Raw genomic sequence first — 22,570 nt, forward strand, 5'->3', positions numbered from 1 at the left:
CCGGGAGGAAGTTCGACGACTCGACCCGAGAGTCGTTTCGTTGTGTCCTGGTTCTGCGAAATCCGTCGCTACTCGTCGCGGACGGCGGATTTCAGCTCGCCCACGATCTCGGGGTTCCGGAGCGCGCTGGTGTCGCCGAGCGGCTCGCCGCGCGCGACGCTCTGGAGCAGGCGCCGCATGATCTTGCCCGAGCGGGTCTTGGGTAGTTCGGTGGTGAAGACCACCCGGGAGGGCGCTGCGAACTCGCCGATCGTTCGCTCGACGTTTTCGACGATCCGCCGGCGGAGGTCGTCGTCGCCCGTGCGGCCGCTCTCGGTGCTCACGTACGCGAACACGCCCGATCCGTCGTCGGCGGTCCCGACCACCACGGCGGCCTCGGCGACGCCCTCGACCTCGACGATGCTCGATTCGAGCTCCATCGACCCCAGACGGTGCCCCTCGACGGACAGCACGTCGTCGAGGCGCCCGAGCACGGTGACGTAGCCGTCCTCGTCGACGCGCGCGCCGTCGCCGGCGTCGTAGCGCCATCCGCCGTCAGAGCTACGCTCTGACGAGTCCCCGCTCGCTCGACTCGCGGGGACGTCGTCGGTTTCGGTCCAGTACTCGTCGACGTAGCGCTCGTCGTCGTCGTGGAGCGTCCGGACCATCGCGGGCCAGGGCCGGGTGATCGTGAGATACCCCGCGGCGCCGTCCGGAACCGGCTCGCCGGCGGCGTCGACGACCTGCGCGTCGATGCCGGGGAGCGCCGGTCCCGCCGAGCCCGGTTTCATGTCGTCGACGCCGGGGAGCGTCGCGATCATCATCGCGCCGGTCTCGGTCTGCCACCAGGTGTCGACGATCGGGCACTCGCCGCCGCCGACGTGCTCGCGGTACCACTCCCAGGCGCGGGGGTTGATCGGTTCTCCTACCGTGCCCAGCAGGCGCAGGCTGGAGAGGTCGTGGCGCTCGGGGTACTCCTTGCCCCACTTCATGAACGCCCGGATCGCCGTCGGCGCCGTGTAGAACACGTCGACTGCGTTGCGCTCGACGATCTCCCAGATGCGGTCCCGATCGGGGTAGTCCGGCGAGCCCTCGTAGAGCATCGTCGTCGTGCCCAGCGCCAGCGGGCCGTAGACGATGTAGGAGTGGCCCGTGATCCAGCCGATGTCCGCCGAGCACCAGTAGGTGTCCTCCGGGCGCAGATCGAGGACCGCCCGGCTCGTCCACGCCACCTGCGAGAGGTAGCCGCCGGTCGCGTGCTCGACGCCCTTCGGCTCGCCGGTGGTGCCCGACGTGTACATCAGAAACAGCAGATCTTCGGCGTCCCGCGGCACGGGCTCGACCTCGGCGCCGGAGTGCTCGCGGAGCAGCTCGTGATAGTCGAGCGAGCCGTCGTCGACGTGGGGGAGCGTATCGCCGAGGCGGTCGACCACCACGCTCGTCACGTCGTGGTCGACTTTCAGCAGCGCGTCGTCGGCCTTGCTCTTGAGATTGAAGGCGTTCCCGCGGCGGTAGTAGCCGTCGCAGGTGACCAGGTACTCCGAGCCCGAGCGTTCGATGCGCGTTCCCAGAGCCTTGCCCGAGAGTCCGGCGAACACGACCGAGTGGGGCGCGCCGATCCGAGCGCACGCCAGCATCGCGACCGGTAGCTCCGGGACGACGGGCATGTACAGCGTAACGACGTCGTCCTCCTCGACGCCGAGATCGCGCAGCGCGGCGGCGAACTCGTTGACCTCGCGATACAGGTCCTGGTACGTGTACGTGCGCGTCTCTTCGAGCTTTCCCTCCCACTTGATCGCGGCCTGGTTCTTCCGGCCGTTCTCGACGTGCCGGTCGACGCAGTTGTACGAGGCGTTGAGTTCCCCGCCGACGAACCACTCGTAGAACGGCGCGTTCTCCTCGACGAGCACCTCGTCCCACTCGCGCTCCCAGTCGAGCATGTCGGCGGCGCGCTCCCAGCACTCCGGCCAGCGCTCGCGGAACTCCTCGTGGATGCCCGAGTCGGTGACGGCAGCGCCGTCGACGAACGCCTCGGGCGGGGCGATCCGGTCGGGGCCGTCGAGCCGCGCCTCCAGATCCGACCTGTCAGTCATTCGCATGGTACTCCCCCGCGCGACGAAATAAGTGTTCTCCCGAAGCGGTCGCCCGCGGGCGATCGGAACCGCGGCCGCTCCGGGCGGACGGGGCGTCGTACCGGACGGAGCCGAGCGTCGGAACGGCGTCGAACGACGAGGCGACGCCGAGCGACGGAACGGCATCGAGCGCCGGAGCGGGGCCGAGCGGAGGGCATTTATCGGTCGCCCGCCTACCGGCACGCGATGCAGGTGGTCGGCTACGAGACGGCGTCGGCGCCCGACGAGGAAGCCGCGCTACTGCTCGCCGAAGGCGACGGCGGCGTCGAGCGGCGGCCGCTGGCGCCGGGCGAGGAGCTGGCCTACCGCCTCGAGAGCCGCCACTGCGCGGGGACGATCCACGACGGCGGGCACGTCCCCTGCGAGAACGCCGCGGCGCCCCACTGCGACGCCCACGCGAGCACCTGGGTGTGCGCGCGCTGCACCGGCACGTGCCTGAAAGACGAGATGGACTGCTACGAGGAGCACGCCGTGTACCTCGCCGCCTTCGCCCCCGACATCTTCAAGATCGGCGTCACGCGGTCGTGGCGCCTCGATACCCGCCTGCGCGAGCAGGGTGCCGATCGGGCCGCCCACCTTCGGACGGTGTCGAACGGCCGGATCGCCCGCGAGATCGAGGCCGAACTCGCGGGGAATCTGACCGACCGAGTGCGAGTGCCCGACAAGATCGCCGGACTCCACCGCTCGGTCGACGACGGCGCCTGGCGGGCGGTGCTCGACGAGCTCGACCACCAGGAGACGTTTTCGTTCGACTACGGGCTCGATCTCTCCGTCCGGCCGGTCGCGGAGACGATCGCCTCGGGAACGATCAGGGGGGCCAAAGGACGCGTGCTCGTGCTCGAATCCGGCGGCAGCGAGTACGCCGTCGATCTCCGGGATCTGGTTGGCTACGAACTGGAGCCGGGAAACGTCGAGCGCGAGCTTCAGTCGAGTCTCGGCGCGTTCGGGGAGTAGCCCGTTCGCCGAGAACTCCTCGTTCTCAGTCGAGCCGGAGCGTCAGATCGCGGTCGGCGAGCAACTCCCGCATTCGCTCGACGCCGGCTTCCGGCTCCCACTCCGAGAAGGTGTAGTGACGGTAGGGATGGGTGAGCCAGGAGTACTCCCGGTGGGCGTACAGCTCGACGACGCCGGTCGCTTCGCGGACGAGCGTGACGTGGAGCTGCTTGTCCGCGAGCGGTGACTCCCGCCGCACCCAGCTGCCCGCCGAGAGCCGCCCGTCGGCGCGGCGCTTCAGCGACGCGATCGGCTCCCGCTCGAACTCCAGCCGCCGTAGCGTCTCGCGGACCTCGTCGAGCGTGCGCGACACCGTGCCGACGTACTCGGCGGGATCGAGCGTGCAGATCGCGTACCCGCCGAGGGGTTCCTTGATCCGGTGGAGCGCCGGCAGGACGCGACGCCGAAGCCGGGTGACCCGATCGACCGGTGCGGGTTCGGACTGGGAGTCGGGCGTGCTCACGGATCACAGACCCCGTCGATCCCACAAGAACGTTTCGACGCGTCTCTCGGTGCGTTTGGTGTCCTCTCGGGACGCTTCACGAGCGATGTTGATCCGACAACCGCTAGCGGGACCTGCACCTCCCAAACAACTATTGTCAGCACAGCGTAGCATCACGCATGAAGCAATCGAGCTACCGGTATCTCGGACTGCTCGACCTGCTGCTGGTCGCCGCGCTCGTCGGCGTGTTCGGCCCCGCGGCGCTCGCCCGGAGCGTCGCCGCGCCGGGAATGATCGTCGCCGGCGTGCTCGCGCTGCTCGCCGGGACGGTCGCGGAGCTGTCGGTCGGCCCGGTCACCGTCACGTGGCGCCATCTCGTCGGCGCGTCCTACGCCATCTTCGCGCTCGTGATGCCCGCCATCTACGCGCCGACGGTGTTCGCGGGGTCGGCCGGCGGCGCGGAACTACTGTTGTTCGTCGCGGCGATCGTCGGCGGGGTCTCCCTGCTGTTCTACGGCGTCGACGTCGCCCGCGACGGCCGCCACTTCGAGGTCGACGCCGACGTCGAGCGGGCGATCGCACTGTAGCACCGGCGTCGAAGCCCAGCGGCGATCAGCCCTCGTAGCCGGCGTAGTCCATCAGTTGGGCGAACACGTCGGAGTCCATCGCGGACTCGTAGACGATCCCGTTGACCATTCCGCCAGGGTAGAAGTTCCCGTTCATCGCGTGGTTGACCTTGTGGCAGTGCATGAGGTAGATGCCGGGATCGGCGTCGGCCTCGAACTCGATGGTCTTGCGTTCGGCGGGCGCGACGTCGACGATGTCCTGGTCGTGCTGGGCGGCCTCGGGCACCTGCCCGCCGTCCTTCTCGACGACGCGGAACCGGTGGTTGTGCGTGTGCATCGGGTGGTTCATGTACCCGTTGTTGGCCAGGTGGATGCGCACGGTGTCGCCCTCCGAGACGATGATCGGCGAGCCGTCCTCGGGGTGGAGCGTGCGGGGCGCGGACTTGCCGTTCATCGTGAACACGTCGGGTCGGCGGTTGCGCGGGCTGTAGCTGGCGTCCTCGCCGGCCATCTGGCGGCTGAGCCGGGAGTCCCAGTCCTTCATCGTCATGAACACCTCGCGGTCGGCCGGCTCGTACCCCTCGGGATCGACGCGGAAGACGCCGTACATCCCCATGTCGATGTGCCGGTGGGTCTGGTAGTGGCAGTGGTAGAGGTGCGTACCGGGCACGTTCGCGGGGATCTGGTAAGTGTGCTTCTCGCCGGGATCGACGCGGATGCCCGTCGTCGTCGGGACGCCGTCGTTCTCCCAGGTCTTGCTGACCCCGTGGAAGTGCAGCGTGTGGGGATGGTCGACGCCGGTGTTGTCCAGCGTCACTTCCATGTCGTTGCCCTCGGTCGTCCGGAGGATCGGACCGGGGACGCTGGGGTCGCGGTCGTCGGCCTGAAACGCCCACACCCGGGGGAGTTCGACGGGACCGCCCATCGTCTCCAGCGGGTGAGCCTGATGGACCGACGGCACCGTCCGCATCGTCACGCTGCCGCCCTGCTCGTCGACCTGCACGACCTCGGGCGGCGAGGTCGTCGGGAGGTCGGCGGCCGCCTGCTGGGGCTGCATCTGCGATTCCTGGGAGGGAGCGGTACAGCCAGCCAGCGCGAGGGTGCCCGCGCCGCCGGTCGCCGCCACGAAGTCGCGCCGCGACATCTCCAGTCCGGGTGCGCCGATGTTGTCGCTCATTGTGTACACCTCGACGTAAGAAGACCCGGAATATAACGGGGAAAACTGGTTCTCACCGCGTGGGAACGTCGCGAACATGTTCGGGACCCCATGCAGACTGCTAGAAAGCTATACCTATCGGGGCGTTGTGATCGCGACCATGCCCTGGCACGCCCTGGAGGCGCTCGACGACGCGCTGACCGCGACGCGCGAGTTCCTGCTGCCGTTCTCGCTGCGGCGCTGGCTCACGCTGGCGGTCGTCGCGTTTTTCGTCTCCGGCGCGACGGCGTTCGAGCCGAGCCCCTCGTTCTCGTTCGGCGACGGCGCGGTGGGCGGCGGACCGGAGCCTGGTCCGCCCGACCCCGCCGGGATCGGGCTGTTCACCGGCGAACTGACTGCATCCCAGTTGCAGTTACTCGTGGCTCTCGTCGCCGTGCTGCTGATCGTCGGCCTCGTGCTGGCGTACGTCGCGACCGTGCTGGAGTTCGTGTTCGTCGAGATCCTGCGCGACCGGGAGGTTCAGATCCGCGGGCGCTTCGGCCGGTACACCGACGCCGGCGCGTCGCTGTTCCTGTTTCGGCTGGCCGTCGGCGTCGTCGTGCTCTCGGCGGTCCTCGGCGTCGTCGCGCTCGTGGTGCTGACCGGCGGGCTGTTCGTGATCGCGCTCGTCCTGCTCTCGCCGGCTTTCCTGCTGGTCGGCGTCGGGCTGTGGCTCCTGCTGGCGTTCACCGCCGACTTCGTCGTCCCCGCGATGATCGTCGAGGAGGCCGGCGTCGTCGACGGCTGGCGCGCGTTCTGGCCGGAGCTTCGCGCCGAATGGCGACAGTACGCCGCTTACGCGCTCGCGCGAATCGTTCTCGGCGGCGTCGCCGGCGTCGTCGCCGGGATCGGCTTCGTCGCCGCAGGCGTCCCGCTGGGGATTCCGTTCGGCATCGTCGCGGGCGGCCTCTTTCTGATCGGGCAGGCGATCGGATCGAGCGCGATCGGGCTGGCGCTCGCGGGCGCCGTCGCGGCGCTGTGGCTGATCGCGGTGCTCGTCGTCGGCACGACGTTCGTGCAGGTGCCGATCCAGACGTACCTCCGGTACTACAGCCTGCTCGTCCTCGGCGCCGTCTCGCCGGCGTTCGACCTGCTGGCGGACGTGCGCGCCGATCTCGCCGACGCATCCGATGCGTCCGACGCGTCCGACCGGTGATCTCGACGCCGGGGCGGCGATCGCCGGAACCAGTATTTCGTCAGTCGCGCACAACCGCTTGTGGTTTAACCGTCCTGATGTCCTAGCCGTGAGCGAATGCACACCGACGAGACCTTCGATTACGACGTCGCCGTGGTCGGCGGCGGCCCTGCCGGACTGACGACCGCGCTGTACGCGACCCGACTCGGCCTCGACACGCTGGTCGTCAACCGGGGCGGCGGCCGAGCCGCGATGATGCAGGACACGCACAACGTCATCGGCGTCACGGAGGACGTCTCGGGCAACGAGTTCCTCCGGACGGCCATCGAACAGGTCAAAGAGTACGGCGCCGACTATCAGCAAGGCTTCGTCGAGGACGTCGAGCCGCTGTCGGGCGCCGAAGCCGAGGCTGTCGATTCCGACGCCGAAGATGGGGCTGACGCTCCTGATACCGAGAGCGGCTTCCGCCTCACGACGAGCGACGGCACGGTCGACGCGCTGAGCGTCGTGCTCGCGACCGGCTTCTCGGACGAGCGCCCGGACCCGCCGCTGCCCCGGACCGGGAAGGGGCTACACTACTGTCTCCACTGCGACGCGTACATGTTCGTCGACGAGCCGGTGTTCGTGATGGGCGCGGGCGACTCGGCGGCGAACGTCGCGATGATCATGCTGAACTACACCGACGACGTCGACCTGCTGACCCGCGGCGCGGAACCGGAGTGGAGCGACGAGACCGCCGAGCAGCTCTCGAACCACCCGGTCGACGTGATCACCGAGGACGTGACGGGCGTGAACAACGACGAGAACGGCTGGCTGGAGTCGCTGGAGTTCGAGGACGGTGCGGTCCGCGAGTACCGCGGCGGCTTCCCGATGTACGGCTCGGACTACCACGCCGAGCTGGCCGACGCGCTCGGTCTGGAGCGCGAGGACGACGGCACCGTCGCGGTCGACGACCACGGGCGCACGTCGGTCGACGGCGTCTACGCGGTCGGCGACCTGACGCCGGGCCACAACCAGATCCCGGTCGCGATGGGCGAGGGCGCGAAGGCCGGCATCGCGCTCCACATGGACCTGCGCGAGTTCCCGCGCGACGCCGACGAGATCGACGAGCGGGGGTCGGTCGGCGACAAGGAGGTCCCAGCCGTCTCTCCGGAGCTGCTCTCGACGGCGATCGCACACGACGGCCACGCCGGCGGCCCGCGGCGCGAAGCCGAAGTCGAAGCCCCCGGAGACGACTGACCCCGTTGCTGCGGAGAGGACGGTCGACGAAAGCCGAAAGCATCTCGATACCTGATTTACACCAATGACGGACACGCAACTCGATTCCGTTCCGGACTACGACGACGATCGCCCGGTCGAGCTCTCTAGCGGCGAGGAACTCGACGCGCTGGTCGCGGCGAACGACCTCGTCCTCGCGGACTTCTACACGAAAGGCTGCACGCTCTGCCAGTCGATCGAGCCGGTCGTCGGCAACGTCGCCCGCGCGACCGACGCCGTCGTCGCCACGCTGAACCCCCGCGAGGACCTCGCGCTGGTCGAGGAGTACGACGTCCGCAGCGTCCCGACCCTGCTGCTGTTCTCGGGCGGCGAGCTCGTCGAGCGCGTGGCCGACGGGTTCGTCGGGGCCGAGCGCCTCGTCGAACTGGTCGAGCAGTACGAATAGTCGTCCCCGCCGGTTCAGGCGTCGAGCCCGACGATCAGGCGCGTTCGATCTCGACGCGCCAGAGGTCGTCGTCGACCTGCGTCGTCTCGTGGGCGTACCCCTTGCGTTCGAGCACCTCGTACAGCGGGACTGGCTCGAAGCTGTTGACCAGCGTCAGCGTCTCGCCGTCGGGGAGGTCCTCCAGGGCCGACATGATGTCGCCGAACGGTTCGCCGTCGATCTCCCTGACGTCGAGTTCCCGGCCACCGTCGCCGCTCGTATCGAGGCTCATACTCGATCGGACGGCTGGCGAGGGAAAAGGGGTTGTCCCGATTACGTTCGCCCCGCTCGGCGGGCGAGGAAGGCATCTCCGCCGCCAGCCGTCGAGCCAGCCCCTAACGGTTTGGTCGGCGGCGTCGAAGCCACGGACATGAGCACGACTGCCGTGATCGCCGGCGTCGGCCCCGGACTCGGGGCGTCGGTCGCCCGCAAGTTCGCGCGAGAGGGCTGCGACGTCGCGCTGCTCGCCCGCACCGAATCGCACCTGCAGGACCTCGCGAGGGACCTGGACGAGACCGAGGGCGCCGGGCTGGCCGTCCCGACCGACGTGACCGACCGCGAGGAGGTCGCAGACGCGTTCGATCGGATTCGCGACGCGTTCGGCCCGGTCGACGCGCTCGTCGTCAACGCCAGCGGCGGCGCCTGGAAGGGGCTCCGCGAGATCGACGTCGACGAGTTCGATCGGGCGATGGCGGTCGGCCCGCGCGGCGGCCTGCTCTGCTCGCAGGCGGCCGTCGACGATATGCTCGACGGCGACGGCGGAACGATCATCTTCACCGGCGCGACCTCCGCCGTCCGCGGGCGCGAGGGCGCCGTCGGCTTCTCGGCCGCGAAGTTCGCCGTCCGCGGGCTGGCCGAGTCGATGGCCCGCGAGCTGGGGCCCCAGGGGATCCACGTCGCCCACGTCGTGATCGACGGCGGCATCGAGCCGCCGGAGAGTGAGGTCGACGACCCCGAGCAGTACCTCGATCCCGACGCGATCGCCGAGAGCTACTGGCACCTCGTCGAGCAGGACCGGAGCGCGTGGACGCTGGAACTCGACCTCCGCCCGCACGTCGAGGAGTTCTGACCTGCCGCTCCCCCCAAACGAACTTCCCCCGCGACGGCGTACCGTCCGTGTGACCAGCCTGAAACTTCCGATCGGCGACCGGGGGATCGCAACGCAGGACGAGGCGGCCGACGCCGACGAGCAATCGTCCGGCGGCAGCCGCGTCCGCAAACTGCTCGCCGCGGCGGTCGCCGCCGGGGCGGCCTACCTGGCGGCCCGACGACTCCGGTCGTCCGGCGCCGACGCCGAAGCGCCCGAGAGAGGCTCGACGGCATCGACGGAGGCCGAGACGACCCACGACGAGGCGGGGGAACCGATCGAGGACGCCCCGGGCGAAGACCGCTCGCCGGAAGAGATCGCCGAGCGAGTCGGGGACGACGTCGACGCGGAACCCGCCGAACCGGGCGAGATGGCGATCGACGAGTCGGTCGTCGAGGACGCCGTCGACGAGGCCGAACTGTCGGCGGCTGACCAGGGGGACGCCGCTGCCGAAGACGACGAGGAAGAAGCTTCATAGCGACGCCACCGCCCGAGGGTGAGCCCCGGGCAGTTCGGGCGCCCGGCGGCGGGTGATGCCGGAGCCGAGCCGCCCGACGGCCCGACGGTCATACGTCGGCCGTTTATTTCTACGCGAACGGATTCGGGATCAGATACACCGGGGATATGTGACGACTGTCGGGTATGGCAACGGACGCGACGGAACGGTCCGAGGACGTACCGTGGCCCCAGCAGATACTCGACAGCATCTGGTTGCTGGCCCTCGCGGCCATCCTCTACTGGGTGCTCGCGTACGTGGTGTGGGGCATCGTCGACATCCTCGCGGTTCCCATGGGGTGATCGCGGATGGAATCACCGATCGACAAACCCGAGGGTGACTGGTGGTCCGAGAAGATCAACCGCCGCGAGACGATCTGGCTCGGCCTGAGCGGCGGTTGGGCGCTCACGCTGTTCGGCTGGATGCTCGGCTGGTCGCAGTTCGGCGACCAGAACCAGGTCGGCGAGACGTACAAGCTCACGACCGAGCGGTTCCTCGAAAAGGTCCGGTCGTACAAGCAAGCCGCCGGGAGCCTGACCGTCGACGGCGAGGAGATGCTCGTCCCTCACGACAACGACGTGTACGTCGGCGCGCTCCAGTGGGACTGGGACGGCCTGCCGGTCGTGCTCCGGCCGGGCGAGACCTACCGGTTCCACCTCGGATCGTACGACGTCCAGCACGGCTTCTCGGTGCGCAACGAGGACAACCTGAGCCAGCAGATCTCGCTGCAGATCCTGCCGGGCTACGAGTGGGTCCTGGAGATGTCGTTCGACGACCCGGGCACCTACCAGGTCGTCTGCAACGAGTTCTGCGGCACGAGCCACCGGTCGATGCACGGCAAGTTCGTCGTCCGGGACCACGAGCCCGTCGAGACCGGCGCCGACGAGGGTAGCGGGTCGGGCGGCGACGAGTACGGCGGCTGGTTCACGGGCGACGCGTCGGGCGGCCCGACGCCGAACTTCGACGGCGAGACGGCCGATCGGACCGGCCAGGAGGAAGTCACCGTCACGGTCGGCGGCGCCGAGGACGCCAGCAGCTCGAACGTGTACGGTCCGCCGGCGGTTCGGGTCTCTCCAGGGACGACGGTCACCTTCGAGTGGGCGTCGGTCGGCCACAACGTCGCCGTCGAATCACAGCCCGACGGCGCGTCGTGGCAGGGGCACGAATCGCTCGAAGATAGCGGGTTCACGACACAGCACACGTTCGAGACGGAAGGCGTCTACAAGTACTACTGCGACCCGCACCTCCGGGTCGGCATGAAAGGCGTGGTGGAGGTGGCGTAGATGTTCGGCTTCAGTACGCACGAGTACGACGACGAGGGGTTCCGCACCTGCAACGTCACCGGCCTCACCATCCACCGCTCGGCGGAGGACATGGTGAAGCTGTACGGGCTCACCGCGATCGTCGCGCTGGCGATCGGCGGCGTCTTCGCCTTCTTCGTCGCGATGACCCGCTGGGAGCTGGTCTCGCTGCTCTCGCCCGCTGACTTCTACACGTACCTGAGCATGCACGCGTGGAACCTGCTGATCTTCTGGATGATCTTCATGGAGATCGCCATCCTCTACGTCGGGGGCGCGTTCGTGCTCGGCAGGCGCCTCTCCCTGCCCCGGCTGGCGAAGGTCGGCTGGGTCGTCATGGCGACCGGCGCGGTCGTCGTCAACGCCGCGATCTGGACGACCGAAGCGCCGAACCAGGCGCCGCTGCTCACGTCGTACGTCCCGCTGCCCTCGAACTGGCAGTTCTACGCGGGCGCGATCGTATTCATCCTCGGCGCGGTCGTCGCCGCGCTGCCCTTTTTCGCGACGATCTGGCACGAGCGCCGCGAGAACCCGAACGAGACGCTCCCGCTGGTGACGTTCGGCGCCTTCATCACCGGCATCGTCGCGCTGGAGTCGCTGGTCGGCGGGCTGATCACCTACGTCCCGACGCTGCTGTGGCGCGTCGGCGAGTTCTCGACGATGGATCCCGCCTTCTACCGCCAGATGTACTGGATCATCGGCCACGGTAGCCAGCAGATCAACCTGCTGGCGATGATCACCGTCTGGTACTTCCTGACACACGTGCTCGGCGGCGCGGAGGTCGCCAGCCAGAAGGTCTCGCGGACGGCGTTCGTGCTGTACCTGTTCTTCATCAACCTCGGGGCGGCCCACCACCTGATGTCGGACCCGGTCGTCTCGACGGGCTGGCGGATGTGGAACACCTCCTACGCCGCCTACGGCGCGGTGCTGGCGAGCATGATCCACGCGTTCGCGATCCCCGCCGGACTCGAAGCCGGGCGCCGCGCGAAAGGCAAGGGCGGCGGCCTGTTCGGCTGGCTCTGGTCGAGCCCGTGGGACGATCCGGGCTTCTCGGCGACGATCATGAGCATCATCCTCTTCGGCTTCCTCGGCGGGATCACCGGCGTCATGATGGGACAGATGCAGCTCAACATGACCTGGCACAACACGCTCGCGACGGTCGGCCACTTCCACGCGACGGTCGTCACCGGGACGACGCTTGCGTTCATGGGGCTGGCCTACTACGTGCTCCGGCTGGTGTTCGGCCGCGACTGGGCGATGAAGCCGTTCGCGAAGATCCAGCCGTACCTCTACGCCGGCGCGATGTCGCTGCTCGTGTTGATGATGATGTACGTCGGGATCCTCTTCGGCGTCCCACGGCGCCACCCCTCGGTGATGGACATCCCCGGCACGGAGTTCAGCTTCGCGCCCGCGAAGCCGTTCTTCGTCGTGTTCGGCGTCGCGGCGCTGCTGGCGATCCTCGGCGGCGCGCTGTTCGTCCTGATCGCCGTCGCCTCGCTCCTGACCGGCGATCGGTTCGACGCCGACTCGGTCGGCGACGTGACGCGCGCGGCCGCCGACGGCGGCGACGCGAAGCCGATCCACGAGTACAGCATGCGCGGCACCTTCACGCTGTGTCTCGTCTTCCTCGCGACGTTCGTCGTGCTGTGGGGGCTGAACTGGTACCTGCTCTCGACGGTCTGGCAGATCGGCCCCTGACGCTGGCCTGCCGCCAGGACGGTCGACCTGAGCATCACGTCGCGGCGTCGTGACGCCGACCGTGCCGCGGCATCGTGACGCCGACCGTGCCGCGGCATCGTGACGCCGACCGTGCCGCGGCGCCGTGACGCCAACACATTCGGGACAACGACCACCCACGGGGCCCGCAAACCCAGAAACGATGACCGACGAGTCGACCGACGCCGAGTCCGCACGATCCGACGCATCGGCGTCCCCGATACGCGCCGTCACGGGTCTGGTCGGGAGCGCCTGGAGCGCGCTCAAGACGGTGTACTACGCTAACTCGCTGAGCTGGCGATTCCTCAAGAGCGGGACGCTGCTCCTGTTCGGCTTTTTCCTGTGGGCCGGCGCGAACGTGCTGTACTCGTACAACCCCGACCTCGCGGTGCTCCGCTATCCGATGGCCTACGGGTTCGTGCTGATCCTGTACGGCCCGTTCCACCACCTGGTGGTGCTCCCGCTGGCGTTCCGCTGGCGACGGGACTCGGGAACCAGGCGAACCGTCGGCCGAAAGCTGCCGAACGCGATGCTGGCGGTCTTTCTGGCGGTCGTCCTCGTGCTCGGGACCGCCCCCGTCGGCGCGATGGTGGTCGATTTCCAGAGCACGCTCGGATCGGACGGGTCGGACGTCAGTCCCGACCTGATCTGCGAGGGCGCTGAGACGGAGAACGGAACCGAGATCAGCTGCGAGCTGTCGGAGTCCGAGGGCGTCGATCGCGTCGTCGTGACGAGCGGCGACACCAAGCTGGTCGACGACGCCGACCCGCCCTACGAGTTCACGATACGCGAGCGTGAGCTCGAATCCGTGACCGGGGAGAAGCAGTTCACCGTCGAGCTGGAGGACGAAGACGGAACGATGATCCGCCGGTACTCGCGGCGCCTGTCGATGATCGAGGGCGCGTGAGCCGAGGGGAGCACCCTACAGCTCGTACCGAACGACGCCGTCGCTGCCGCACTCCGGACAGGTCTCAGACCCGGTCCCGAGGCTGGTTCCGCAGTCCCGGCACTCGAAGAGCACGTCGCCTGGGTCGGGCCCGTCGATCAAGTGCTTGATCGCGCGGATCATCGCTTCGGGTCCACCACCTTCGAGCAGTCGGGACACTCCGCCCAGACGCCCCCGCCGTCCTCGGCCTCGTACTCGATCAGGAGCTGTCCGGACGGAACTGCGGCGCCGCAGTTCGGGCAGTCGCCCAGATCGGCGTGCTGTGCGGTCATGCGTTCGACCGGTAAGCGCGGGGAACTGGTCGGGCGAACGGGGCTGTCCTCATTACACCGTGCATCCGCCGGACGCCATAAAAACCCCCGGCAACCGGAGTGGAAGTAAAAACCATGGTATAACGACCGGCGCCCGGATCTGGCGCCCAAGCGCATAGAAAGTCCGTCGTCGTACAGGAGAGTATGGTAACGGCGCTGCTCGCCGTCGGACTCGTTGTCGCGGCGTTCGTCGGATACAACATCGGTGGCTCCTCGACCGGCGTCGCGTTCGGGCCGGCGGTCGGGAGCCGCATCGTCGGCAAGGTGACCGCGGCGGCGCTGTTCACCGCGTTCGCGCTCCTGGGCGGCTGGACCGTCGGGCGGAACGTCATCGACACGATGAGCAGCCAGATCGTCCCGGCGAGCCAGTTCACGCTCGCGACGAGCGTCGGCGTCCTCTTTTTCGCCGGCGCGTCGCTGCTGATCTCGAACCTCTACGGCGTACCCGCCTCGACGTCGATGACGTCGGTCGGCGCCATCGTCGGGCTCGGCGTCGCCACGGGGACGCTCAACCAGGCGATCATGTTTCGGATCGTCTCGGCGTGGATCGTCGCGCCGCTGTTGGCGTTCCTGATCGGGATGGTGATCGGTCGTTACCTGTATCCGCACCTCGACGCCCGGTTCACGTTCACGCGGCTGGAGAACGCGCTGGTCACGATCGATCGGACGGGGCGGCTGCCGCGGCCGGCGATCAACGAACGCGCGACGCCGCGGGACGTTTTCGGGGCCGGGGTCGTGCTCGCGATCGCCTGCTACATGGGCTTTTCCGCCGGCGCGTCGAACGCGGCCAACGCGGTCGCGCCGCTGGTCGGCAACGGCGCCGTTTCGGTCGAGCAGGGGGTCCTGCTGGCGATCGGCGCCATCGGTCTCGGCGGCTTCACCATCGCCCGCCGGACGCTCGCGACCGTCGGCGACGGCATCACCGACCTGCCGATCCTGGCGGCGCTGATCGTCTCCTCGGTCGGCGCGACGATCATCACGATCCTCTCGCGGCTGGGTATCCCGGCGAGCCTCGCGGTGAGCACGACCTGCTGTATCATCGGACTGGGCTGGGGGCGGGCGAGCCGCGCGGTCACGGTCGTCGAAGCGGCGAGCCTCGCGGCCGATCCCGAGGTCGCGCAGATCGACGCCGACGCCGGCCCGGAGCTCTCGACGGGGGCGCTCGGCGCCGGACCGGGCGACGCCCCGTCCGCCGGACCGACGGTAGGCACGCTCGCAAGCAGCGAGGCCGACCAGCAAGTCGATTCCGAGCGTCGGGCCGAAGCCGCCGAGGAGAGCGACGCGGCGACGCCCGAGGTGCCGCCGATCGGCGAGGAGGAGTTCGACGAACTGGCCGCCGAGAGTCTGTTCGACCCCGCTGCGACCAGCCGCATCGTCTTCCTGTGGGTGCTCACGCCGACGCTGTCTGCGATCGGCGCGTACCTCCTGTTTGCGCTCGTGCTCTGAGGTGCCACGATGCGCGGACCGGCGGTCCAGGTTCGGGACGACCAGTCCACCCGGAGCTATCACGCTAACGCTCGTGACCGACCACATGGGAGATCACGTGCTCGTCTGCGTCGACGGCTCCGAGGAGTCGATCCGCGCGCTCGACCACGCGTTCGGGCTGCCAGACGCGGACGTCACCGCAATCACCGTCGTCCATCCGTTCGATATCGATCCGCTCACGCCCGGCCTCCAGTCGCCGCTGGGACAGGCCGGCGTCCCCGCGTACTCCCAGGAGTGGTATCAAAAGCAGTGGGACAACGCTCACGACCTCCACGAGGAACTGCTCGAGCGCGCCGAGTCGTTTGACGGCGAGTTCGACAGCGTCGTAAAGCTCGGCACCCCGAGCAAGGAGATTCTGCAGTACGCCGAGGAGCACGACGTCGATCAGATCGTGATCGGCGCCGCGAGCGACGACAAACTCTCGCACGTACTGTTAGGCTCGACCGCGGAGACGGTGACGCGACGGGCCGGCGTGACAGTGACGGTCGTTCGCTGAACCGGCCGCGGCGGCGAGCCCGACGCCACGCTCAGAGGTGCGAGTCGTCGTACGACTGATCCGATCGCGAGGCGTGGCTGTTGCCGCACTCGCTGCACTCGTAGCGGTCCATCTGGTCGACGGAGACGTCCAGCGAGCCGCAGTTCCCGCAGTAGAACCCGTACCGCTCCTCGAAGGCCTCGTCCTCGTAGACCGGGAAGAAGGCGGCCGCCGTTCCAGATTGCTCGTCGTCGGTGTCGACGTACAGCTGCTCGCCGTCGTCGGTCGTCGTGGTGCGGTGGCCGTCGCGCTCCTCGGTGTTCGGAAACGTCGTGGACTCGGTCGAATCGCCGGCCGCGTCGCCGCTCTCTGACGCCGACGGTTCGGCGTCGCCCGACGCCGATTCGGCCTCGTCGCCGGACGCCTCGGCGTAGGCGTACTCGACGAACGACTCGCCGCCGATCTCGATCTCGCGATCGCCGATCTGTTCGAAGCCGAGGCGTTCGGCGAACTGCGGGCCCTGCGTGGCTTCCTCCAGCGGATACATCCGCAGCTCCTCGGCCCCATCCTCGCGCAGTTCGTCGCGGGCCGCCTCGAACAGGCTCGTCCCGATCCCCTTTCCGCGGTGCTCGGGGTCGACGAACAGCCACCGTATCTCGCCGATCGCGTCGGCGACGCGGCCGACGACGACGCCCGCGACGGTGGACTCCTCGACCTCGTCGTCGGTCTCCGCGACGACGTACGTCGCGTCGGCGTCCCCCGAACTTCCCTCCAGTCGGTCCCGGCCGAACTGGTCGTCGACCACCGCGTCGATCTGCTGGGGACTGATGGCGTAGTCCGCCGTCATCGAGCTCTCGACGAGTTCGTGGATCCGCCCCTCGTCGGCGGATCGAACGTCGCGTAGTTGCACGTTCGAATCTTCGGCCGCGGATCTCAAAAGCGGCGGGTGCGGCGGCCGCAGTCCGGGCGCGAGCGACAGTCCGCCGAGCGCGACGTTCCGCGACCGGAACTTTTTGAATCGGGCGACGTCACCTACGAGCATGAACGAGAGCCCGCGATCGAACGCGCTACGGGAGACCGTCGAGTCGGGCGAGGCCGCGCTGGGCGTGCTCGATAACACGTACAGCCCGACGATGGTCGAGTTCCTCGGGGAGCTGGGGCTAGACTTCGTCTGGCTCGACCTCGAGCACGCCGGGCCGAGCCCGTCCGACGGGCCGAGCCTCGAACACCTGCTCCGGGCCGCCGAGCGCTCGGGCGTCGAGGCGCTCGTGCGACTCCCCGAGGCCGACCCGGCGCTGGTGCGAAAGGCGCTCGACGCCGGCGCGCGGAACCTGTTCGTCTCCCGGATCGAGACCGCCGAGGAGGTCCGGCGGGCGGTGCGGGCCGCGCGGTTCCGCTACGACGGCGAGGCGGGCGATCGCGGGATGGCGTCGCCGCGAGCCAGCCGCTGGGGCACCGCCGAGGACTACGTCGACGTCGAGGACGCCGAGACGGTGGTCGGCGCGACGATCGAGAATCCGACCGCGATCGAGAACATCGAGGAGATCCTCGACGTCCCCGAACTCGGGTTCGTGTTCGCAGGCCCGCTCGACATCTCCGTCGCGCTGGGCTACCCCGGCGAGCCGACCCATCCCGAGGTCGAGGACGCCGTCGAGGAGATCGAGACGGCCGCGCTCGACGCCGACGTTCCGCTGGGCGGGCTCGGCTTCGGTCCCGACGACGTCTCCGAGAAGATCGACCGGGGCTACCGGATCATCAACGTCGGCACCGCGACCGGCGCCGTGAAGCAGTCCGTCACAGGGTGGCTCGACGGGATCGAACGGTGACGCGACCAAAGTGCGGCGCGGCGGGTGACGCATGAGCGATCCGGACGGCGACGACGGGGTCGGCGGTACCGGTCGCGGCGAGACGACGACCCACTCCAGTCGGAACGAGAGCCGAGAAGAGGGTCGCGGGACGGGTTCGGGCCGCCGCGATATAGAGGACGCCGAGCAGACGGGACTGCACGATCGAGAGCAGCCCGATCCCGAGGAGTCGGTTCGCGAGGCCGTCGAGCGCTCCCGGAGCGGCGCGCCCGCGGTCGGCGCCGTCGTCCGGGACCGATTCTCCTCGGACGAGGTGTTCCAGCGGATCGTCGCCGCGGCCGACGAGGAGATCACCTCCGGGAGCCGCGAGCTGTTTTTCAGCGCGCTGGCCGCCGGCTTCGCGATCACGATCACGTTCCTGCTGTACGTCTCGCTGTACGCCTCGACCGGCGGCGACCCGGTCCTGAGCGCGCTGCTGTACCCGCTCGGATTCATCTACATCATCATCGGCCGCTACCAGCTGTACACCGAGAACACGCTGCCGCCGGTCGCGCTGACGATCGAGCGGATCGCGAGCGTGCCGGCGCTGCTGCGCAACTGGGGCGTCGTGCTGGCGGGCAACTTCACGGGCGGCGCGCTCGGCGCCGCCGCGCTGGCGTGGGGCGGCGTCTTCTCGCCCGAGGCGGCGACCGCGGCGGTCAGCATCAGCCAGAAGGGCGTCGCCACCGGCTGGTGGCCCTTGTTCTCGAAAGCCGCGTTCGCGGGGCTGGTCGTCGCCGGCGTCGTCTGGGTGGAGTACGCCGCCCGTGACACGATCTCCAGGCTCGCGGTCGTCTACCTGGCGTTCCTTGCGATCCCGCTGGGCGGGCTGTTCCACTCGGTGGTCTCGTTCACCGAGCTGATGTACCTGGTGTTCGTCGGCGAGGGCGCGCTGCTCGCCGGCCTGTGGGGATTCGTGCTGCCGGTCCTGCTCGGGAACACGATCGGCGGCGTCCTGCTGGTGACCGTCGTCAACTACTTCCAGACGACCGAGCACCGGCTCGAATCCGCGCGCTTCGAGGGCGCCGACCGGCAGCTCTCGGCCGACGAGTGGCTGTTCGGTCGCTTCGCCGGGCGCTCGTACGTCCCGCTGATCGACACCGCCGACGCGCCCCGGGCGCAGGACGCCGAGTTCAACCTGCTCGTTCCGATCGCGAACCCGCGAACCGAGACTCAGCTCGTGGAGCTGGCCTGCCGGATCGTCGGCGAGCGCGAGGACGCCGCGGTCCACGTCGTCCACGTCGTCCAGACGCCCGAGCGCTCGCCGAGAGGGTACGGCGCCGAGCAGCGCCGCCAGATCGTCGCCGAGTCGAACGAGTTGCTGGAGGACGCCCGCGAGACGGCCCGTCGCCACGACGTTACCTGCGAGACGTCGACGGTCGTCTCCCACCGCTCGTTCGAGGAAATATTCGACATCGCCGAGCGCGAGAACGCCGACCGGGTCCTGATGAGCTGGGGCGACAACCGGCTGTGGGCGTCCGGCCGCGCCGAGCGGCCGCTGAGCGAGCTCACTCGGAGTCTCCCGTGTGACTTCCTCGTGCTCGACGGCGACGACCTCGACGCGTCGCGGATCCTGCTGCCGACCGCGGGCGGCCCGAACTGCGAACTGAGCGCGGACGTCACCCACGCGCTGCAGGCCTCCGTCGGCTCGGAGGTGACGCTGCTCCACGTCGTCGACGGGCCGGACGACCGCGACGCCGGCGAGCAGTTCCTCGCCGACTGGGCCGCCGACCACGATCTGGAGGACGCCGTGCGGGTGGTCGACGACTCGGGCGACGTCGAGCGCGCGATCGGCCGCAACGCGGCCGACCACACGCTGGTCGTGATCGGCGCGACCGAGGAGGGGCTGCTCTCGCGGCTCGCCACCGACTCGCTGCACTACGACGTTATCGAGGAGGTCGACGTGCCGATCCTGTTCGCCGAGCGCGCGAGCGACCGGAGCCTCCGGGATCGCCTGTTCGGCCGGTAGGTACCTCTTCCTATTCCTCGCCCATCGTCACGTCGCTCCAGTCGGGCGTCCCCGCGTACGGAATCTCGGCGAGCTCGTCGAACGCCTTGAGCAGGACCTCGTTGCGCGCCGGGTGGACGTGGATCGTCTCGGCGACGTCGTCGACAGTCCCGCCGCCGCTGCGCAGCGCGACCAGCACCTCGTGGAGCAGCGTCGGCGCCTCCTCGCCGACGACGTGACAGCCGAGGATCTCGCCGTCGAGCGAGGCGAGCACTTTGACGAACCCGCGCTCGTCCTTCGCGACCATCCCGAGGGGCACGTCCGCGTACTCGGCGCGAGCCGACTCGTACTCGACGCCGTCGTCGCGAAGTTCCGCCTCGGTCTTCCCGACGGCCGCGACGCGCGGCGACGTAAAGACGGCGTGCCCGAGGCCGGTGTAGTCGGCTTCTTCCTCGCCGTCGAGGACGGCGTTTCGGGCCACCACGCGCGCCTCGTAATCGGCGGCGTGCTTGAACAGCGGCGGTCCCGCGATATCGCCCAGCGCCCAGACGCCGTCGACGCTGCTCTCCAGGTACTCGTCCGTCTCCACGAAGCCGCCGTCGGTCGTCTCGATCCCGGCCGCCTTGACGTCAAGCCGGTCGGTGTTGGGTTTCCGGCCGGTGGCGACCAGTAGTTCGTCGCCGGAGACCTCGACCGTCTCGTCACCATTGTCTCCGTCCCCACCTCCACCGCCATCTTCCTCACCGTCTGAGGGCTCGGCCGTCACGACGACCTCGCCGTCCCGCTCCTCGACGGCGGTCGCCTCGTGGCCGGCGTACACGTCGTAGCGCTCCTCGAACGCCGCCGTTACGGCCTCGCCGGCGGCTGCGTCCTCGCGGGGCACAAGCCGCTCGCTGCGACCGACGATGGCCACCTCGGCCCCCATCTCCCCGAAGAAGTGACCCAGTTCGGCGCCGATGTACCCGCCGCCGAGGATCACGAGCCGGTCCGGGCGCTCGTCGAGGTACAGCGCCTCGGCGCTGGTCAGGTAGTCCGCGTCCTCCAGACCGTCGATCGGCGGAACCGAGGGGCGAGCGCCCGCCGCGACGACGACCTGCTCGCCGCGGAGTTCCTCGCCGTCGACCTCGACGGTGCGCTCGTCGACGAACCGCGCTTCGGCGTCGAACAGCGTCTTGCGGTCGGATTTCCGGAGTTGGCGCTCCATGTGCTCGGCCTTCTCGAACACCGTCTCCCGAACCTCTGCAGTGATCGACGCGAAGTCGACGCCCTCGACGTCGGCGTCGACGCCGAACTCACCGGCGCGTCGGATCCCCTCGACCACGTCGGCCCGGTGGATCAGCCCCTTCGAGGGCACGCAGCCCCGCGTCACGCAGGCGCCGCCGAGCGGCCCCGGCTCGACGACCGCGACGTCCCCGCCCCGATCGGCCGCGGCGTCCCCGACCGCGGTCCCCGATCCCCCGCCGATGACAATCAGATCGAACTCTCGCATGGGCACTACTACGACGGATCGCAGTAAATGGGCACTGGGAGCCCCGACGCCGTCGCTACAGCCGTTTCCGCATACAGGTCGCCGACGAGGGACAGAGCTCATCGAACTCGGCAGTATCGCGGATCGAGGGCGGAGCCTCGGCACGCCCGATCTCCTCGAAGCCGCGGTCCGCGAAGAATTCGGCGGCGGTCGTGGTGAGCAGGTACAGCGCCTCGACGCCGGCAGCCTTCGCTTCGGCTTCGAGCGCGTCGTAGAGCTCGGTCCCCCAGCCGCGATCCCGGTGCGATTCCTCCACGACGAGCGACCGCACGAGGCCCTCGGCGCCGTAGCGTTCGAGCCCGCCGACGCCGATCGGCTCCTCGCACGCACGTCCCACGTAGAAACAGTCCGGCTTCGATTTGACGTCCGCCGTCGGCAGATCGTTCTCGGCCAGTAGCCGCTCGACGTATCCGAGATCCTCGGCGGCGCGGCGGAGTTCGAGGCGTTCGGTCGCCATCGTTCTCAACCGTAGCACGGGCACGGCGTCCGACGCCTGTCCCGGTCCTCGCCGTACGAACCGATCCAGTGACGTCCCGGATCGACGGTTTGGGACCGGTCCCGAACGGCCTCGACTCGTTTCGCCGCCGACAGGACGACCGTCCGCGCCAGCGTCGGCGCAACCGCAGCGCCGGCCACCGACACCAGCAGCGTCGCGACGCCGGCGACAGTTCCGGGAGATCGCCAGACAGTCGTCACGAGCGCCCCGGTCAGCGCGACGGAGCCGAGCGTGAACAGCCCCGTCAGCGCGAGCCACGCGCCGACGGCGATCACCTGCCCGGCGCGGCGGACCGCCGACGCGGCGTCGACGGGCGCTCGCGCGGTGATCACTCCCCCGGCACCGGCATCCGAACTCACGATTCCGCCTCCCTCGTCGCGTCGACCGCGGCGAGCAGTTCCTCGGCGCGCGACGTGGTCTCGTAGTGGCGCCAGCGCCCCTCCTTCCGTCGGTCGACGAACCCCGCCTCGTAGAGCGCGTTCAGCGCGCGGCTCGTCGTGCTCTGGTTGACATCGAGCTCCGGGACGAGCTCGCACGCGCAGACTTCCTCCTGGGCAGCGTCGATGAGCCGGAGCAGTTCGTAGCGCGTGTCGTTGGCCAGCGCGCCGAACGCGCGCACGTCGACTTCGACATCGTGCTCCGTGAGCCCGTGATCGACGGCCGAACAGCAGCCGCCCCCGGATTCGGTTCCCGATCGCTTCCCCTCGACCTCGCCGGACGCCGGTTCGCCATCCATATGCGTACATTCGAATATTGGAATACATCGATATAAGCGTGTGGGATCGCTGCGGTCGCA

General features: G+C 69.2%; 26 protein-coding genes. 15 read left to right on the forward strand and 11 right to left on the reverse strand.

The window, feature by feature from the left end; all coding sequences use genetic code 11:
* Nucleotides 1–68 precede the first annotated feature (68 nt).
* Entirely contained in the window at nucleotides 69–2,072 is a 2,004-nt protein-coding gene (gene acs, locus ABDZ81_RS15370) for an acetate--CoA ligase (RefSeq protein ID WP_343774893.1), read from the reverse strand.
* A 225-nt stretch (nucleotides 2,073–2,297) separates the two neighbouring features.
* Here acs and ABDZ81_RS15375 point away from each other — a divergent pair, with 225 nt between their 5' ends.
* Complete coding sequence (locus tag ABDZ81_RS15375) at nucleotides 2,298–3,065, forward strand: DUF2797 domain-containing protein (RefSeq protein ID WP_343774894.1); 768 nt, start codon at nucleotides 2,298–2,300, stop codon at nucleotides 3,063–3,065.
* A 25-nt stretch (nucleotides 3,066–3,090) separates the two neighbouring features.
* Here the strand turns inward: ABDZ81_RS15375 and ABDZ81_RS15380 are convergent, their stop codons facing one another.
* Nucleotides 3,091–3,567: a hypothetical protein gene (locus tag ABDZ81_RS15380; RefSeq protein ID WP_343774895.1), complete on the reverse strand. Its 477-nt coding sequence runs from the start codon at nucleotides 3,565–3,567 to the stop codon at nucleotides 3,091–3,093.
* Between the two features lie 158 nt (nucleotides 3,568–3,725).
* On the opposite strand from ABDZ81_RS15380, the gene ABDZ81_RS15385 reads away from it, so the two are divergent.
* Complete coding sequence (locus ABDZ81_RS15385; protein WP_343774896.1) at nucleotides 3,726–4,133, forward strand: DUF7994 family protein; 408 nt, start codon at nucleotides 3,726–3,728, stop codon at nucleotides 4,131–4,133.
* A gap of 25 nt (nucleotides 4,134–4,158) precedes the next feature.
* Here the strand turns inward: ABDZ81_RS15385 and ABDZ81_RS15390 are convergent, their stop codons facing one another.
* Complete coding sequence (locus tag ABDZ81_RS15390) at nucleotides 4,159–5,289, reverse strand: multicopper oxidase domain-containing protein (RefSeq protein ID WP_343774898.1); 1,131 nt, start codon at nucleotides 5,287–5,289, stop codon at nucleotides 4,159–4,161.
* Between the two features lie 139 nt (nucleotides 5,290–5,428).
* Between ABDZ81_RS15390 and ABDZ81_RS15395 the strand changes: the two genes are divergently transcribed.
* The 3 genes from ABDZ81_RS15395 to ABDZ81_RS15405 all read left to right on the forward strand — a co-directional run bounded on the left by ABDZ81_RS15395 (nucleotide 5,429) and on the right by ABDZ81_RS15405 (nucleotide 8,105).
* Nucleotides 5,429–6,463, forward strand: coding sequence for a DUF7544 domain-containing protein (locus tag ABDZ81_RS15395; protein ID WP_343774899.1), 1,035 nt, complete (start codon nucleotides 5,429–5,431; stop codon nucleotides 6,461–6,463).
* 96 nt (nucleotides 6,464–6,559) lie between these two features.
* Complete coding sequence (locus tag ABDZ81_RS15400; RefSeq protein ID WP_343774900.1) at nucleotides 6,560–7,681, forward strand: NAD(P)/FAD-dependent oxidoreductase; 1,122 nt, start codon at nucleotides 6,560–6,562, stop codon at nucleotides 7,679–7,681.
* Between the two features lie 64 nt (nucleotides 7,682–7,745).
* A complete protein-coding gene (locus ABDZ81_RS15405; RefSeq protein WP_343774901.1) occupies nucleotides 7,746–8,105 on the forward strand; it encodes a thioredoxin family protein in 360 nt (119 codons plus the stop codon).
* A gap of 34 nt (nucleotides 8,106–8,139) precedes the next feature.
* Here the strand turns inward: ABDZ81_RS15405 and ABDZ81_RS15410 are convergent, their stop codons facing one another.
* Nucleotides 8,140–8,376 (reverse strand): DUF2249 domain-containing protein, encoded by a 237-nt coding sequence (locus tag ABDZ81_RS15410; protein ID WP_343774902.1) that lies wholly within the window; start codon nucleotides 8,374–8,376, stop codon nucleotides 8,140–8,142.
* A 138-nt stretch (nucleotides 8,377–8,514) separates the two neighbouring features.
* Here ABDZ81_RS15410 and ABDZ81_RS15415 point away from each other — a divergent pair, with 138 nt between their 5' ends.
* From ABDZ81_RS15415 to ABDZ81_RS15440, 6 genes are all read left to right on the forward strand, one after another.
* Nucleotides 8,515–9,213, forward strand: coding sequence for an SDR family NAD(P)-dependent oxidoreductase (locus ABDZ81_RS15415; RefSeq protein WP_343774904.1), 699 nt, complete (start codon nucleotides 8,515–8,517; stop codon nucleotides 9,211–9,213).
* A gap of 49 nt (nucleotides 9,214–9,262) precedes the next feature.
* Nucleotides 9,263–9,709, forward strand: coding sequence for a hypothetical protein (locus ABDZ81_RS15420; RefSeq protein ID WP_343774906.1), 447 nt, complete (start codon nucleotides 9,263–9,265; stop codon nucleotides 9,707–9,709).
* Nucleotides 9,710–9,873: 164 nt separating this feature from the next.
* On the forward strand, nucleotides 9,874–10,029 hold the full coding sequence (locus ABDZ81_RS15425) for a hypothetical protein (RefSeq protein WP_343774908.1): 156 nt from the start codon (nucleotides 9,874–9,876) through the stop codon (nucleotides 10,027–10,029).
* Between the two features lie 6 nt (nucleotides 10,030–10,035).
* Nucleotides 10,036–11,010, forward strand: a complete 975-nt coding sequence (locus ABDZ81_RS15430; protein ID WP_343774910.1) for a plastocyanin/azurin family copper-binding protein — start codon at nucleotides 10,036–10,038, stop codon at nucleotides 11,008–11,010.
* Nucleotides 11,011–12,723 carry a cytochrome c oxidase subunit I gene (locus ABDZ81_RS15435; RefSeq protein WP_343774912.1) on the forward strand — a complete coding sequence of 571 codons (1,713 nt, stop codon included), beginning with the start codon at nucleotides 11,011–11,013 and terminating at the stop codon, nucleotides 12,721–12,723.
* A 181-nt stretch (nucleotides 12,724–12,904) separates the two neighbouring features.
* Nucleotides 12,905–13,648: a hypothetical protein gene (locus tag ABDZ81_RS15440; RefSeq protein WP_343774914.1), complete on the forward strand. Its 744-nt coding sequence runs from the start codon at nucleotides 12,905–12,907 to the stop codon at nucleotides 13,646–13,648.
* 15 nt (nucleotides 13,649–13,663) lie between these two features.
* On the opposite strand, the gene ABDZ81_RS15445 is transcribed toward ABDZ81_RS15440, so the two are convergent.
* Nucleotides 13,664–13,810 (reverse strand): hypothetical protein, encoded by a 147-nt coding sequence (locus ABDZ81_RS15445; protein ID WP_343774916.1) that lies wholly within the window; start codon nucleotides 13,808–13,810, stop codon nucleotides 13,664–13,666.
* Entirely contained in the window at nucleotides 13,807–13,959 is a 153-nt protein-coding gene (locus ABDZ81_RS15450; protein ID WP_343774918.1) for a DUF7837 family putative zinc-binding protein, read from the reverse strand. Before ABDZ81_RS15450 ends, ABDZ81_RS15445 begins: the two co-directional genes overlap by 4 nt.
* A gap of 183 nt (nucleotides 13,960–14,142) precedes the next feature.
* On the opposite strand from ABDZ81_RS15450, the gene ABDZ81_RS15455 reads away from it, so the two are divergent.
* Entirely contained in the window at nucleotides 14,143–15,444 is a 1,302-nt protein-coding gene (locus ABDZ81_RS15455) for an inorganic phosphate transporter (protein WP_343774920.1), read from the forward strand.
* A gap of 85 nt (nucleotides 15,445–15,529) precedes the next feature.
* Nucleotides 15,530–15,979, forward strand: coding sequence for a universal stress protein (locus ABDZ81_RS15460; protein ID WP_343774922.1), 450 nt, complete (start codon nucleotides 15,530–15,532; stop codon nucleotides 15,977–15,979).
* 31 nt (nucleotides 15,980–16,010) lie between these two features.
* Here ABDZ81_RS15460 and ABDZ81_RS15465 read toward each other — a convergent pair whose 3' ends face one another.
* The gene (locus ABDZ81_RS15465; protein ID WP_343774923.1) at nucleotides 16,011–16,868 is read right to left on the reverse strand and encodes a GNAT family N-acetyltransferase; all 858 of its coding nucleotides are present in this window, start codon (nucleotides 16,866–16,868) and stop codon (nucleotides 16,011–16,013) included.
* A 130-nt stretch (nucleotides 16,869–16,998) separates the two neighbouring features.
* Here ABDZ81_RS15465 and ABDZ81_RS15470 point away from each other — a divergent pair, with 130 nt between their 5' ends.
* Both ABDZ81_RS15470 and ABDZ81_RS15475 read left to right on the forward strand, forming a co-directional pair.
* Nucleotides 16,999–17,784 (forward strand): HpcH/HpaI aldolase family protein, encoded by a 786-nt coding sequence (locus ABDZ81_RS15470; RefSeq protein ID WP_343774924.1) that lies wholly within the window; start codon nucleotides 16,999–17,001, stop codon nucleotides 17,782–17,784.
* A gap of 175 nt (nucleotides 17,785–17,959) precedes the next feature.
* A complete protein-coding gene (locus ABDZ81_RS15475) occupies nucleotides 17,960–19,771 on the forward strand; it encodes a formate/nitrite transporter family protein (protein ID WP_425541919.1) in 1,812 nt (603 codons plus the stop codon).
* Between the two features lie 10 nt (nucleotides 19,772–19,781).
* Here ABDZ81_RS15475 and ABDZ81_RS15480 read toward each other — a convergent pair whose 3' ends face one another.
* The 4 genes from ABDZ81_RS15480 to ABDZ81_RS15495 are packed head-to-tail and all read right to left on the reverse strand — an operon-like array spanning nucleotide 19,782 to nucleotide 22,510.
* Nucleotides 19,782–21,239 (reverse strand): dihydrolipoyl dehydrogenase, encoded by a 1,458-nt coding sequence (locus tag ABDZ81_RS15480; RefSeq protein ID WP_343774926.1) that lies wholly within the window; start codon nucleotides 21,237–21,239, stop codon nucleotides 19,782–19,784.
* 55 nt (nucleotides 21,240–21,294) lie between these two features.
* Nucleotides 21,295–21,735 (reverse strand): arsenic resistance N-acetyltransferase ArsN2, encoded by a 441-nt coding sequence (gene arsN2 / locus ABDZ81_RS15485; protein ID WP_343774928.1) that lies wholly within the window; start codon nucleotides 21,733–21,735, stop codon nucleotides 21,295–21,297.
* Between the two features lie 5 nt (nucleotides 21,736–21,740).
* Complete coding sequence (locus ABDZ81_RS15490; RefSeq protein ID WP_343774929.1) at nucleotides 21,741–22,133, reverse strand: hypothetical protein; 393 nt, start codon at nucleotides 22,131–22,133, stop codon at nucleotides 21,741–21,743.
* Nucleotides 22,130–22,510 (reverse strand): ArsR/SmtB family transcription factor, encoded by a 381-nt coding sequence (locus ABDZ81_RS15495; protein ID WP_343774931.1) that lies wholly within the window; start codon nucleotides 22,508–22,510, stop codon nucleotides 22,130–22,132. Before ABDZ81_RS15495 ends, ABDZ81_RS15490 begins: the two co-directional genes overlap by 4 nt.
* Nucleotides 22,511–22,570 lie beyond the last annotated feature (60 nt).

The organism is Natronoarchaeum mannanilyticum (assembly GCF_039522665.1).
In the GTDB taxonomy this organism is placed as follows: Archaea; Halobacteriota; Halobacteria; order Halobacteriales; family Natronoarchaeaceae; genus Natronoarchaeum; species Natronoarchaeum mannanilyticum.